This window comes from Mesorhizobium sp. M8A.F.Ca.ET.021.01.1.1, from assembly GCF_003998025.1.
Classification (GTDB): domain Bacteria; phylum Pseudomonadota; class Alphaproteobacteria; order Rhizobiales; family Rhizobiaceae; genus Mesorhizobium.
Genome location: NZ_RZSJ01000153.1, coordinates 1 through 11,307 on the forward strand (window position 1 = coordinate 1; position 11,307 = coordinate 11,307).

At 63.2% G+C, this 11,307-nt stretch carries 18 protein-coding genes; 11 read left to right on the forward strand and 7 right to left on the reverse strand.

Translation table 11 applies throughout. From position 1 onward, the window contains the following. From EOA36_RS14400 to EOA36_RS14410, 3 genes are all read left to right on the forward strand, one after another. Positions 1 to 472 (forward strand): transglycosylase domain-containing protein (locus EOA36_RS14400; protein ID WP_127278210.1); only part of this gene is annotated, 472 nt, incomplete at its 5' end. 141 nt (positions 473 to 613) lie between these two features. Further along, positions 614 to 796: a 50S ribosomal protein L32 gene (rpmF, locus tag EOA36_RS14405; protein ID WP_008834724.1), complete on the forward strand. Its 183-nt coding sequence runs from the start codon at positions 614 to 616 to the stop codon at positions 794 to 796. A 251-nt stretch (positions 797 to 1,047) separates the two neighbouring features. Continuing rightward, positions 1,048 to 1,449, forward strand: coding sequence for a hypothetical protein (locus EOA36_RS14410; protein WP_127278211.1), 402 nt, complete (start codon positions 1,048 to 1,050; stop codon positions 1,447 to 1,449). A gap of 9 nt (positions 1,450 to 1,458) precedes the next feature. Here EOA36_RS14410 and EOA36_RS14415 read toward each other — a convergent pair whose 3' ends face one another. The 3 genes from EOA36_RS14415 to EOA36_RS14425 form a co-directional block, all read right to left on the reverse strand. After that, complete coding sequence (locus EOA36_RS14415; RefSeq protein ID WP_127278212.1) at positions 1,459 to 1,890, reverse strand: heme-binding protein; 432 nt, start codon at positions 1,888 to 1,890, stop codon at positions 1,459 to 1,461. 161 nt (positions 1,891 to 2,051) lie between these two features. Continuing rightward, on the reverse strand, positions 2,052 to 2,285 hold the full coding sequence (locus EOA36_RS14420) for a hypothetical protein (protein ID WP_127278213.1): 234 nt from the start codon (positions 2,283 to 2,285) through the stop codon (positions 2,052 to 2,054). A 76-nt stretch (positions 2,286 to 2,361) separates the two neighbouring features. Further along, complete coding sequence (locus EOA36_RS14425; protein WP_127278214.1) at positions 2,362 to 2,883, reverse strand: helix-turn-helix domain-containing protein; 522 nt, start codon at positions 2,881 to 2,883, stop codon at positions 2,362 to 2,364. 94 nt (positions 2,884 to 2,977) lie between these two features. On the opposite strand from EOA36_RS14425, the gene EOA36_RS14430 reads away from it, so the two are divergent. From EOA36_RS14430 to EOA36_RS14450, 4 genes are all read left to right on the forward strand, one after another. Then, the gene (locus tag EOA36_RS14430; protein WP_127278215.1) at positions 2,978 to 3,814 is read left to right on the forward strand and encodes an alpha/beta hydrolase; all 837 of its coding nucleotides are present in this window, start codon (positions 2,978 to 2,980) and stop codon (positions 3,812 to 3,814) included. Between the two features lie 89 nt (positions 3,815 to 3,903). Beyond that, the gene (locus tag EOA36_RS14435; RefSeq protein WP_127278216.1) at positions 3,904 to 4,560 is read left to right on the forward strand and encodes a glutathione S-transferase family protein; all 657 of its coding nucleotides are present in this window, start codon (positions 3,904 to 3,906) and stop codon (positions 4,558 to 4,560) included. A gap of 5 nt (positions 4,561 to 4,565) precedes the next feature. After that, the gene (locus EOA36_RS14440; RefSeq protein ID WP_127278217.1) at positions 4,566 to 4,889 is read left to right on the forward strand and encodes a metalloregulator ArsR/SmtB family transcription factor; all 324 of its coding nucleotides are present in this window, start codon (positions 4,566 to 4,568) and stop codon (positions 4,887 to 4,889) included. A 219-nt stretch (positions 4,890 to 5,108) separates the two neighbouring features. After that, positions 5,109 to 5,519 carry an SRPBCC family protein gene (locus tag EOA36_RS14450; protein WP_245464356.1) on the forward strand — a complete coding sequence of 137 codons (411 nt, stop codon included), beginning with the start codon at positions 5,109 to 5,111 and terminating at the stop codon, positions 5,517 to 5,519. Between the two features lie 32 nt (positions 5,520 to 5,551). Here the strand turns inward: EOA36_RS14450 and EOA36_RS14455 are convergent, their stop codons facing one another. The 3 genes from EOA36_RS14455 to EOA36_RS14465 all read right to left on the reverse strand — a co-directional run bounded on the left by EOA36_RS14455 (position 5,552) and on the right by EOA36_RS14465 (position 7,377). After that, complete coding sequence (locus tag EOA36_RS14455) at positions 5,552 to 5,815, reverse strand: metalloregulator ArsR/SmtB family transcription factor (protein ID WP_019861642.1); 264 nt, start codon at positions 5,813 to 5,815, stop codon at positions 5,552 to 5,554. A 31-nt stretch (positions 5,816 to 5,846) separates the two neighbouring features. Further along, positions 5,847 to 7,094, reverse strand: coding sequence for an MFS transporter (locus tag EOA36_RS14460; RefSeq protein WP_127278219.1), 1,248 nt, complete (start codon positions 7,092 to 7,094; stop codon positions 5,847 to 5,849). Positions 7,095 to 7,182: 88 nt separating this feature from the next. Continuing rightward, on the reverse strand, positions 7,183 to 7,377 hold the full coding sequence (locus tag EOA36_RS14465; protein ID WP_027141877.1) for a DUF1192 domain-containing protein: 195 nt from the start codon (positions 7,375 to 7,377) through the stop codon (positions 7,183 to 7,185). Positions 7,378 to 7,498: 121 nt separating this feature from the next. On the opposite strand from EOA36_RS14465, the gene EOA36_RS14470 reads away from it, so the two are divergent. The 4 genes from EOA36_RS14470 to EOA36_RS14485 all read left to right on the forward strand — a co-directional run bounded on the left by EOA36_RS14470 (position 7,499) and on the right by EOA36_RS14485 (position 11,016). Then, positions 7,499 to 8,509 carry an NAD(P)H-quinone oxidoreductase gene (locus EOA36_RS14470; protein ID WP_127278220.1) on the forward strand — a complete coding sequence of 337 codons (1,011 nt, stop codon included), beginning with the start codon at positions 7,499 to 7,501 and terminating at the stop codon, positions 8,507 to 8,509. 180 nt (positions 8,510 to 8,689) lie between these two features. Beyond that, positions 8,690 to 8,830, forward strand: coding sequence for a DUF1127 domain-containing protein (locus EOA36_RS14475; protein ID WP_064987068.1), 141 nt, complete (start codon positions 8,690 to 8,692; stop codon positions 8,828 to 8,830). A gap of 262 nt (positions 8,831 to 9,092) precedes the next feature. After that, on the forward strand, positions 9,093 to 10,175 hold the full coding sequence (locus EOA36_RS14480) for a helix-turn-helix transcriptional regulator (RefSeq protein ID WP_127278221.1): 1,083 nt from the start codon (positions 9,093 to 9,095) through the stop codon (positions 10,173 to 10,175). Between the two features lie 145 nt (positions 10,176 to 10,320). Next, complete coding sequence (locus EOA36_RS14485) at positions 10,321 to 11,016, forward strand: DUF1013 domain-containing protein (RefSeq protein WP_127278222.1); 696 nt, start codon at positions 10,321 to 10,323, stop codon at positions 11,014 to 11,016. Positions 11,017 to 11,080: 64 nt separating this feature from the next. Here the strand turns inward: EOA36_RS14485 and EOA36_RS14490 are convergent. After that, on the reverse strand, positions 11,081 to 11,307 hold a 227-nt coding region (locus tag EOA36_RS14490), incomplete at its 5' end, for a WYL domain-containing protein (RefSeq protein WP_127278223.1).

An 11,307-nucleotide genomic window follows, 5' to 3' on the forward strand; every position in this document is an offset into this window, starting at 1 on the left:
GTCGGAGGATGGGCAGTTCTGTTTCCACCGCGGCGTCGACCTCGGCGAGCTCAGGGGCGTTGTCGACGATGCGCTGGCCGGCGAGGCGACGCGCGGCGCATCGACCATCACCATGCAGACGGTGAAGAACCTCTTCCTCTGGTCGCGGCCGCTGGGCTCGGTGCGCAAGGTCGTCGAGCTGCCGCTGGCCGTCTATTTCGACGCGGTGATGTCGAAACGACGCATCATGGAAATCTATCTCAACATTGCCGAATGGGGGCCGGGCATCTATGGCATCGAGGCGGCGGCGCAGCACCATTTCGGCATTCCGGCAAAACAATTGTCCAGACGGCAGGCGGCCCTTCTCGCCGTCACGCTGCCCAATCCGATCGCCCGCAATCCCGCAAAACCCGGGCCGGGCCTCAGGCGGCTGGCCAACCTGATCGAGCGGCGCGCCGGCCGCTCGGGCGCCTATGTCGGCTGCCTGGACTAGCCGGCACAAAAAAGATTCACCGCAGCGCTGGCCAAAACGGTGTCAGGCGTGTATAGGCACCCGACTTTCTCAGATTTAGGCCCCGACATGGCCCTTTCACGAGGGCGGGCGGGGCTTTTGACCATGTAGTGGAGCATATCCATGGCCGTTCCGAAACGCAAAACCTCTCCGTCCAAGCGCGGCATGCGCCGCTCGGCCGACGCCCTCAAGGCCCCGACCTATGTCGAGGACAAGAATTCCGGCGAAATGCGCCGCCCGCACCACATCGACCTGAAGACCGGCATGTATCGCGGTCGCCAGGTGCTGACTCCCAAGGAAAGCTGAGCCCAGCTTTTCCCTGGGTTTGAGTAACAAAGGACCGGCCTCTGGCCGGTCTTTTTGCGTTTGGGACGCCGTGCGCGCCGGCTATTTCAAGCGCTGAGCTTGCAGTTCCCGTTTGTTCCATGTCGGCCGGGCAATCGGCTGACATGGTTGTTGCATCCGGTCTTCGACCGTGTTTGCGGCCGCGCACGAAAAATCTTGACGCCGTGCCTGTGGAGCATTCTACAGAAGGTGCCCCCATATGGAGACGCCAGATGTTCGGTGCCGTCCCGCTTTTGATCGTGCCTTTCGTGCTCTACAATCTCGGCCTGCTCGGAATATTCGGCGGCGGCGACGATCCGTGGGCGAGTGAGATCTTCTCGTTCCGCATGATGTCGGGCGGGGTGTTCTCGATGACGCTCGGCGACCTGATTGTGCTGATCGGGCTGATCTTCCTGTTCCTCGAAATGGTGAAGTCGGCGCGCACGACTACGGCCTCGATCATGGACCATCTTCTGTCGATGCTGGTCTTCGTCGCTTTCCTGGTCGAGTTCCTGCTGGTGAAGGGTGCCGCGCACTCCATCTTCTTCACGCTGATGATCATCGCGCTGTTCGACGTGCTGGCCGGGTTCGCGGTGTCGATGCGGTCGGCCAGCCGCGACATCAATTTGAATTAGACTGAAGCTTCAGCCTGGATCGGCGGTGAAGCCGGCGGCTTCGATGCCGGCAATCGCGGCTGCCTCGTCATTGTCGGATGTATCGCCCGAAATACCGACGGCGCCGATGATGCTCCCTGCCTTGTCGCGGATCAGCACGCCGCCGGCGACCGGCAGCACGCGTCCTCCCGACACGTCGGAAATGCCGGCAACCAGATGCGGACGTTCCTTGGCGAAGGCCTCGACCTTGCGTGAGCCCATGCCGATGGCCAGCGCGCCATAGGCCTTGCCGGCCGACATTTGCGGGCGCAGGAACGAAGCGCCGTCCTGGCGCTGGAAGGCGACGAGATGCCCGCCGGCGTCGAGCACCGAGACGCCGAGCGGCTTGAGCTTGAGATCGGTGCCCCTGGCGAAGGCGGCATCGATGATCTCGACGGCTTTTTCGAGCGGCAGCGCGGTCATGGCAATCTCCTGTTGAACAGCCCGATCATCGGCGGTCAGCCGGGCGAGGCAATCCCGGTTTCGGTTGAAATTGCTTCCTGTGAAGCAGCGGGATGAAGGCGCCTGACCGGTGGCGTCACCACAGCTCGATTCAGGGCGAGGAATTGGCGGAGGGGGAGACGTTACTTTTTCTTGGCGCGGGCCGGCTTCTTGGCAGGTGCGGCAGGCGTGTTGGCCAGCTCTTCGGCTTCCTTGGCGAGCCGCAGCGCCCGCAGCTTGTCGGTCTTGACCTTGCGGGCGTCGCTCTCGGCGACATACTCGGCCATGGCTTTCTGCCGGACCGTCGCCGCCTCTTCCTGCTTCTTGAAGCGCAGATCGGCACGCGCGCGGGCAGTGTCCCTAGAGTTCTCAACCAAGAGTCTATCCAATCCCATCACGTGTGATTTTCGTCCCTTGTAGCAGAGCCGGCCTTTCAACGGGGAAAATAGTTGGTCAGCCGGCAGGGCTGGCGTTGAGGGCCTTTTTAGCAACGACCGCTTCATAGGCGGCCCGCAGCGTCGCGCGGACAGAGGGGCCGGGCGCTGTATCGAGGGGGGTGCCGAGATGCTCATGGCGCAACTCGGCCATGAATTTCTCCCACATTGGCGGCCCGCCCTTTTCAAGGAGTTCGGCGCGGATCGAGAGCTCCTCGCTGGTCGGCAGCCAGACGCGGCCCCAGGCGCCGAGATGGGCAAGGATGGGCACCAGTGTGATGGCCATCTCGGTCAGGCTGTAGATCGCCTTCTGCTTGTGACTGGGGTCGTCGGCCTTGGTCAACATGCCGAGTTCCATCAGCCGCTTCAGCCGGTCGGCGAGGATGTTGGAAGCAATGCCTTCCATCGACCCGTTGAGCAACTCACGAAAATGCCGCCTGCCGCCAAAAATCATGTCGCGCAGGATGATCAGGCTCCAGCGGTCGCCGAACACCTCGAGCGAGAGGTTGATCGGGCAGCCTGACCGGCGATCGAGGGTCATTCGGTGTTCTCCGCGCAAAACCAGTTGCATTATCGTATCGGTTTTATTATCGTGCAACCGATTGCAAAATGCAAGCAGATGAGGAGGCCAGCAAATGACAACCGAGGACCGTCCCGAGATCATATCCGAAACCTTTGGCGATCCGGCGGACCCCGCGCTGCTGTTGATCATGGGCGCTATGGCCTCAATGCTTTGGTGGCCCGAGGCGTTTTGCCGGAAACTCGCGAATGCCGGCCTTCACGTGATCCGCTACGACAATCGCGACACCGGCCGGTCGACCAAATATCCGGTGGGACAGCCGCCCTACACTTTCGACGACATGGCCGACGACGCGATTGCCGTTCTCGACAGCCGCGGCATCGGCAAGGCGCATGTCGCGGGCATGTCGATGGGCGGCATGATCGCGCAACTCGTCGCGCTCAAGCACCCCTTGCGCGTCGCTTCGCTGACCGTGATCAGCAGTTCGCCCGTGGGGACCGACACTTCGCATCTGCCGAAAACGACCGACGCCTATCTGGAGCATTCGGCCGATGGAGCCAAAGTCGACTGGACGGATCGCCGCCAGGTCATCGACTTCATGGTCAGGGATGCGCGGGCGATCGCCAGCACCGCCCATCCGTTCGACGAGGCGGGGATGAGAGCGTTCATCGAACGGGATTACAGCAGGTCCGGCGGCTTCCTGAGCGCCACCAATCATTTCATGCTCAAGGGCGGTAACCAGTGGAAGGGCCGCCTGCCCGAAATAGCGGCGCCGCTTCTGGTCATCCACGGCACGTCGGATCCGATCTTTCCGGTCGAGCATGGCGAGGCCCTGACCCAAGCTGTTGCCGGCGCGAAACTGCTTCGCATCGAAGGCGGCGGTCACGAACTGCATCCGGATGACTGGCCTGACATAGAGGCCGCCATCGTCGCGCACGTCCGATCCAGCTGAGACTTCGCGGGTGGGCCTTGACGAGCGAGGTTCACCGCAATAGTTAAGCAAATGCTTCAGTGTTGCCACAGAAACAGACGAGCACAAGAATGTCCCTGACGCTGCATTTCCATCCGCTGGCTTCCTTCTGCTGGAAGCCGCTGATCGCGCTTTACGAGAACGCCACGCCTTTTGCGCCGGTCATTGTCGATCTCGGCGACGAGCAATCACGCGCGGCCTTCCTGAAGATTTCGCCGACCGGCAAGATGCCGGCGCTGCGCGACGACGCGCGAGACCGCACTGTGCTGGAATCGACCATTGTCGTGGAATATCTGGCCGCGCACTATCCGGGACCGGTCGAACTCGTTCCCGCCGACATCGACCTGGCGCTGGCGGTCCGTCAGGCCGACCGCTTCTATGATTTCTATGTGCAGGAGCCGATGCAGAAGATCGTCGGCGACAGGTTGCGGCCGCTCGACAAGACCGATCCATTCGGTGTCGAACAGGCGCGCGGCCAGTTGCGCAATTCCTATGCCATCATCGAACAGGAAATGCAGTCCAGGGAATGGGCTGTAGGCGATGCCTTCACCATGGCCGATTGCGCGGCGTCTCCGGCGCTCTTCTACGCCAACAAGGTCGAGCCGTTCGGCGACAAATATCCCGCCGTGCAGCGCTATCACGACCGCTTGCTGCAACGCGCCGCCTTCATCAGGGTGATCGAGGAGGCGCAGCCCTACTTCAAGTTCTTCCCCTACAACAACGGCTGATCGCGATGCTGCACGATCCCGCCCAACTCGACCTGATGTTCCAGGCGCTCGCCGATCCGGCGCGGCGGCAGATGGTCGACCGGCTGTCACGCGGCCCCGCCTCGGTGAGCCAGCTGGCCGAGCCGTTGGCGATGTCGCTGTCGGCGGTCGTCCAGCACCTCAATCTGCTGGAAGCGAGCGGCCTCGTGCGCACGCAGAAGGTCGGGCGGGTGCGCACTTGCCAGATCGATCCAAGGGCGTTGCGAGCGGCCGAGCACTGGATCAATGAGCGGCGCCTCTCGTGGGAGCGCCGGCTGGATCGGCTCGGCGATTTCCTGGCCGAAAGCTAGAGAGGAAAATGTCATGTCGAAGACCAAATCCGAACTGGTGCGCGGCTATTTCGCCGCCTTTCAGGCCGGAGACCGCGCCGTGATGGGTTCAAGCATGCTCCCGAAGACCGGCCTCCGGTTTTCAGGGTCACGTTCCGGGCAATTCAATCCACCAAGGAAGGTTTCATGACTGAGCGATCCGTTGTCCATTCCACCTTTGTCGTCGAGCGGAGCTATCCGGTGGCACCGGCGAAAGTCTTCTCCGCATTCAGCAGCCCGGATGCCAAGCGGCGCTGGTTCGTCGATCCCCATGACCCGGTGCCCACCCGGCACGAAATGGACTTCCGCGTCGGCGGCAAGGAGGTCAATGCCGGCTGCCCGAACGACGGGCAAATGCATTTCTTCAACGCGGTCTATCAGGACATCGTGCCGGACGAGCGCATCGTTTACAGCTATGAGCTGCTGTTCGGCGAAACCCGCGTTTCGGTGTCGCTGGCGACGATCGAATTTGTGGCGGAAAGCGGCGGCACGCGGCTTGTGATGACGGAGCAGGGCGCATTCTTCGACGGCCACGACACCTCAGCCACGCGCGAGCATGGAACGGGCGAACTGCTCGACGCGCTCGGCGCCTTCGTGAGTTCGCAATCCTGACCGGGTAGCTCAAGTGCCGCAGGCAGAAACGATCAGGCTTCCCAGAATTGATCGAGCCAGATGTTGAGTCTCAGGAAGCCGGCATTGCTCACCGTATAGACACGCCGCGTGCCTTCAGCCTTGGCGTTGACCAGCCCGGCGTCGAGCAACACTTTCAGATGCTGTGATACGGCCGGGCGGGAGACTGGCAGTCCGGACGCCAATTCGTTGACGGTCTTCGGACCGCGTCGAAGTTCTTCCAGAAGATGGCGCCGATTGGGGTCGGCGATCGCCATGAAGGCGTCGGAAAACATCATGCCTCATTTGTGAGGCAAAGTTTTTCAAATCTCAACTGTTTGCTTCTGCTTTTCTTCTCGGATCGAGCCGCAATGCTTCGGGGGTCACCGAACGGTCAGCCGGCTGCGTCTTGAAGGCGTCGCGATCCTCGATCGGCACCGGAGCGCGGCGGCTGATGCGCAGCAGCGTGTAACCCGCCAGGGACAGATGCGCCAATGCGGTCGCCAGGAACAGACCCTCCGGGCGCATCCAGCCCATCAGGGCGGCGGCCAGCAACGGCCCGATCATGGTGCCGAAGCCGTAAAGCAGCAGCAGGCCACCCGATACCTTGACGAAATCCTCGGAGCGGGCGTGGTCGTTGGCATGCGCCACGGCAATCGAATAGAGCGTGTAGGCGAAAGCGCCGTAGGCGGCGGTGAAGACGAGGACGAAGACTGCTGAGCGCGGCTCGAACAGGAAGATGAGAAGCGCAAACAGCGCCGCGCCGAAGGCAGCACCGGCCAGCACGAAACGGCGGTCGGTCTTGTCGGAGAGACGCCCGGCCGGAAGCTGCATGGCGGCACCGGCGACGACCACCAGGCTCATCATCAAGGCGATCTCGGCGGTGGAGATGCCGACGCGGGCACCGTAGACCGCGCCGAGCGTGCCCCAGGCGCCGTTGGCGATGCCGATCAAGAGGCAGGCGATCGCCGACACCGGCGAGTTGGCGTAGAGCCCCCTGACGTCGAGCTTGACGTCCTGCAGCGGCTTCGGGAGGGAAGCGCTCGAAACCGCTGTCGGCAGAAGCGACAAGCAGAACAGGATGCCGGTGATCATGAACAGCGACGCCGATTTCACGTCGCCGCCGGCGACGATCATCTGTCCGCCCATGATCGAGGCATAGGTGACCATCATATAGAGGCCGAAGACGGTGCCACGGTTCTCGTTGGTCGCCTTCTCGTTCAGCCAGCTCTCGATGACCATGAAGGCGCCGGCCATGGTGAAACCGGTGAAGGCACGCAGCAGGATCCAGACATATTCGTCGATGACCAGGCCCGTCAGCAGCGCCACGATGGCGCCGGACGCGGCAAAGGCGCCGAAGGCGCGCACATGCCCGGCACGGCGCACGATGCGCGGCGCAAAGAAGCAGCCGGTGACGAAGCCGCCGGCCCAGGCCGTGCCCATCAGGCCGAGCGAAGCGGTCGAGAACCCTTCCAACTGGCCGCGCAGGGGCAACAGCAGCCCGTGCAGTCCCGATGCCGCCAGAAGGAAGGCGGTGCCGCGGAGCAGGGAAAGGATCGGTCTGTAGGCTGCGAGCATTTTTTGATCCGGCTGAGGGCTGGGAGGGGCGCAGGTTTGAAGACAGTCGCATTCGGGCTTTTCGGCGGCGAACGGTTACCTCAGCGAATTATCCGCGGCGGAACAGCGCCTCGGCCGCCGACTTGGTGTTGTCCTTGGTCTTGAGTTCGGCCTCCAGCCGGGCGATCTCGTCGCGCAGGATGCCGATGCGCTCGGACAGTTCACCGACGGAAAGCAGCGACAGGTCTTGCCCGATCTCGTGCGGGCGTGCCTTCTTCTTGGGTTCGTCGTCGAAGATCGCCATCGTCGCTCCTCCTACGCCAGACCAGATTGGCCATTTGCCTGATTTGGCAATCAGCATACATAGGGCAGGGGCATCGATGCAAACAGCCGGTAAAAGCCGGCTAGGAAAGACGGGAAACTTCATGGCGAGCGGACAGAAAATTCCGGCACGGATGACGGCGATCGCGATTTCGGAGCCGGGCGGTCCCCGGGTGCTGAAGCCGGAAACGCGCGACGTGCCGCTGCCCGGCCCCGGAGAAATCCTGATCAAGGTCCATGCCGCAGGCGTCAACCGGCCCGACGTCCAGCAACGCAAGGGTGCCTATCCGCCACCCCCCGGCGCATCGGACCTCCCCGGCCTCGAAGCATCGGGTGAGGTGGCGGCCCTTGGCGACGAGATATCGCGCTGGCGCATCGGCGACCGGGTCTGCGCACTCACGCCCGGCGGCGCCTACGCCGAATATGTAAGGGTTCACGCAGGCAGCGTTTTGCCGCTGCCGGCGGGCTTCACCCATACCGAAGCGGCGGCGGTGCCGGAGAACTACTTCACCGTCTGGCACAATGTCTTCGAGCGCGGCGGACTGAAGAAGGGTGAGACGCTGCTCGTCCATGGCGGCTCGTCCGGCATCGGCACCACGGCGATCCAACTCGCCTCGGCCTTCGGCGCCTATGTCATCACCACCGCTGGATCGAAGGAGAAATGCGACGCGTGCCTGAAGATTGGCGCCGACCGCGCGATCAATTACCGCGAGCAGGATTTCGTCGCCGCGGTCAAGGAGGCGACCGAAGGCCGAGGCGCCAACGTCATCCTCGACATGGTCGGCGGCGACTATGTCCAGCGCAACTACGAGGCCGCCGCGATCGAGGGCCGCATCGTGCAGATCGCCGTCCAGGCAGGTGCTGTGGCGAGCGCCGACTTTTCCAAGATCATGGTCAAGCGGCTGACCCATACGGGTTCGACGCTGAGGCCCCGCACCGTGGAATTCAAGGCAGCGATCGCGGCCGCGTTGGAGGCGCAGGTGTGGCCGCTGCTGGGCACGCGCAAGGTGGCGCCGGTCATGGACATGATCTACCCGCTCACCGATGCCTGGCGCGCGCATGAGCGGATGGAGGAAGGGGATCATATCGGCAAGATCGTGCTCGACGTAGGCTAGGCCCGTATCCCCTAAATCTCGACACCGTCCCCGGGCGCCCGCCTTGCCTGCAAGATGAACAGAATCTTAATGGTGCAATGCAGCATTTGCATCATTGCTATGCAAAATCAGCCGTTCAAGTCCTCATCGATGATCACTATTTGAGCATCATCGAAACGAACCCAATTCAGGAGGACTACCATGAACCCGATCCGCGCTTTCCGTAACTGGCGCATGTACAACGAGACCGTTCGCGAATTGAACCGCCTCAACGCACGTCAGCTCAGCGACCTCGGCATCAACCGCGCCGACATCGAAAGGATCGCCCGTCAGGCGATCTGATTGCAAGCGCGACCTCGCCGGAAGGCAGGGTCGCAATGTAGAGCCGACGCAGACGCCTTGTTCGTCGCCGGTTCCGAACCCGCTGGACCCTGTCCGGCGGGTTTTGTCTTTTGGGGTGCCAGTCGGCGTGAGCCGCCGTCACCCGTGTCAAGCACCAGGCGGCTTGACCTCTGTTTTCAGCATGGCATCTTGACGGATGGGGACCGGTTGCCGCGTGAGCGCGTGGCTGGCAGGGCAGGCATCGACGAAGGCTTCCACGCCCATGTTGGATGATCTTACCGACAAGATCTACGAGGCTGCTTTCGTTCCGGACCTGTGGCCGGAGGTGCTGGATGGCATAAATAGAGCCTCCGCCTCAGTGGGCGGCGCCGTGTTCCTGTTTGCCGATGAGCAGCCGGTGCGCGGAAGGACGGTCCCGCTGCTGCAGGACTTGCTGAATGAATTCCTCCTGGGCGATACGCTGCAGTTCTCCACGGCGGTCTCGCGCATGTGCGCGGTGCAGCCGGCCAGTTTCGTCGATGTCGAGAGTTTCCTGACAGCCGAGGAAATCGAGAACGATCCCATCCGGGTCCGCCTGCGCGCGCTTGGGATTGGCGCGCATACCTGCACCGCCATCCCGATGCCGAGCGGCGAACTGGCCATCTTCGTCTTCCAGCGAAGGCTTGGCGAGGGCCGCTACGACGCCGGCAGCTTCGACATTCTCGACGGTTTGCGGCCGGCCATGGCGCGCGCCAGCTTGATCGCCGCGCGGCTTGGCCTGGAGCGGGCCAAGGGAACCGTTGCCGCCATGACGGCCATGGGGCTGCCGGCGGCCATCCTCTCATCGAGGGGGCATGTGCTCGCCGCCAATCTGCTGTTCGAGAGCATGGGCTCGATCTTCCTGCCGGTCGCCTTTGGCGGCATGGCAATCGTCGATGCGGATGCCAATCGCCTGTTTCAGCAGGCCGTCGTCGCCGCACGCGGGGCCGCCGAACCCTCGGTCCGGTCCATCCCGGTTTCGGCCGCCGCCGACAGGTCGCCACTGATCCTTCATGTCCTGCCGCTGCGCCGTTCCGCCCACGAGATATTCTCGGGCGCCGACATCCTGGTCGCGGCGACGGCGGTGAACGCCAGTTCCATGGTGCCATCGCCAACGCTGCTTGCCGGACTGTTCGACCTGACGCCAGCCGAGGCGCGCCTGGCCTCGGCACTTTCGCAAGGGCGAACACTGGCGGAGGCGGCGGCAAGTGCCAACATCACCGTGAAGACCGGGCGAACCTACCTCGAACGGATATTCGCCAAGACAGGAACACGCCAACAGAGCCAGCTTGTCGCTCTGCTCAAGGGCACGGAGCCGTTCCGGTAACCGCCGGTTCGCGGTTTTCTGCGGGCTTTTCCAAAAACATTGCGAAGCGGGCAGGGAACGGCTATACAGGCCCCGAATTTCCCATTTTGGTGGCTCTAAACCACCGCCCGCGCGGGAACGCGGGCGAACGAGAAGGATTTTTGCGATGGCCAATACGCTGCTGATGCCCAAGGCGACCGCCGTCTGGCTGGTCGACAACACCGCGCTTTCCTTCGAGCAGATCGCGCAGTTCTGCGGGCTGCATCCGCTCGAGGTCAAGGCGATCGCCGACGGCGAATCGGCGCAAGGCATCAAGGGCATGGATCCGATCATGACCGGCCAGCTGACCCGCGACGAGATCGCGCGCGCCGAGAAGGACCCGAACCAGCGCCTGAAACTTTCCGACCCCAAGGTGCGGGTGCCGGAATCCAAGCGCAAGGGTCCGCGCTACACGCCGCTGTCGAAGCGCCAGGATCGGCCGAACGCCATTCTGTGGCTGGTGCGCAACCATCCCGAACTCAAGGACGCGCAGATTTCGCGCCTTGTCGGCACCACCAAGTCGACGATCGAGCAGATCCGCGAACGCAAGCACTGGAACTCGGCCAATCTGCAGCCAATGGACCCGGTGACGCTGGGTCTCGCCTCGCAGATCGACCTCGACATGGAGGTCAACCGCGCCTCGCGTGGCCGCGAACAGGCGCAGCCGGTCGGCGACACGCTGTTGCCGGCGGCATTGACCGAGCGGCTGGTGCCGGCGCCGGAGAAGCCGAAGGACGAGGACGCGGAGCTCGACGCCAACGCCGTCTTCGCCAAGCTGTCAGCGCTGAAGTCGAAGGACACCGATAAGGACGACGAGGAATAGGCTTTTCGCCAATTCGACAAAAAAGCCCGCTTCGAGCGGGCTTTTTTGTGCGGTCGGGCAAATCTCAGCTTCGCGCCGCGCGGTCGGGCGCCATGCCATAGTCCTCGCTGCGCTCCACCGCCCGGTAGAAATCGGCGAGCTGCTTGCCGCGTTCCGGCTTGAAGATGCGGCCGGCGATGACCACCGAGGCGATGCGGTCGATGCGGAAAGCGCGAAAATCATCACGCATCTCGCACCAGGCGACCAGCGTCCAAACCTTGCCCCAGAACCATAGGCCGAGCGGCCTGATAT

Excerpts from the sequence above, each read along its gene's own strand:
- rpmF (WP_008834724.1), top strand. The coding sequence starts at position 614 with ATGGCCGTTCCGAAACGCAAAACCTCTCCGTCCAAGCGCGGCATGCGC.
- EOA36_RS14410 (WP_127278211.1), top strand. The coding sequence starts at position 1,048 with ATGTTCGGTGCCGTCCCGCTTTTGATCGTGCCTTTCGTGCTCTACAAT.
- EOA36_RS14415 (WP_127278212.1), bottom strand. The coding sequence starts at position 1,890 with ATGACCGCGCTGCCGCTCGAAAAAGCCGTCGAGATCATCGATGCCGCC.
- EOA36_RS14425 (WP_127278214.1), bottom strand. The coding sequence starts at position 2,883 with ATGACCCTCGATCGCCGGTCAGGCTGCCCGATCAACCTCTCGCTCGAG.
- EOA36_RS14430 (WP_127278215.1), top strand. The coding sequence starts at position 2,978 with ATGACAACCGAGGACCGTCCCGAGATCATATCCGAAACCTTTGGCGAT.
- EOA36_RS14435 (WP_127278216.1), top strand. The coding sequence starts at position 3,904 with ATGTCCCTGACGCTGCATTTCCATCCGCTGGCTTCCTTCTGCTGGAAG.
- EOA36_RS14440 (WP_127278217.1), top strand. The coding sequence starts at position 4,566 with ATGCTGCACGATCCCGCCCAACTCGACCTGATGTTCCAGGCGCTCGCC.
- EOA36_RS14455 (WP_019861642.1), bottom strand. The coding sequence starts at position 5,815 with ATGATGTTTTCCGACGCCTTCATGGCGATCGCCGACCCCAATCGGCGC.
- EOA36_RS14460 (WP_127278219.1), bottom strand. The coding sequence starts at position 7,094 with ATGCTCGCAGCCTACAGACCGATCCTTTCCCTGCTCCGCGGCACCGCC.
- EOA36_RS14465 (WP_027141877.1), bottom strand. The coding sequence starts at position 7,377 with ATGGCGATCTTCGACGACGAACCCAAGAAGAAGGCACGCCCGCACGAG.
- EOA36_RS14470 (WP_127278220.1), top strand. The coding sequence starts at position 7,499 with ATGGCGAGCGGACAGAAAATTCCGGCACGGATGACGGCGATCGCGATT.
- EOA36_RS14475 (WP_064987068.1), top strand. The coding sequence starts at position 8,690 with ATGAACCCGATCCGCGCTTTCCGTAACTGGCGCATGTACAACGAGACC.
- EOA36_RS14480 (WP_127278221.1), top strand. The coding sequence starts at position 9,093 with ATGTTGGATGATCTTACCGACAAGATCTACGAGGCTGCTTTCGTTCCG.
- EOA36_RS14485 (WP_127278222.1), top strand. The coding sequence starts at position 10,321 with ATGGCCAATACGCTGCTGATGCCCAAGGCGACCGCCGTCTGGCTGGTC.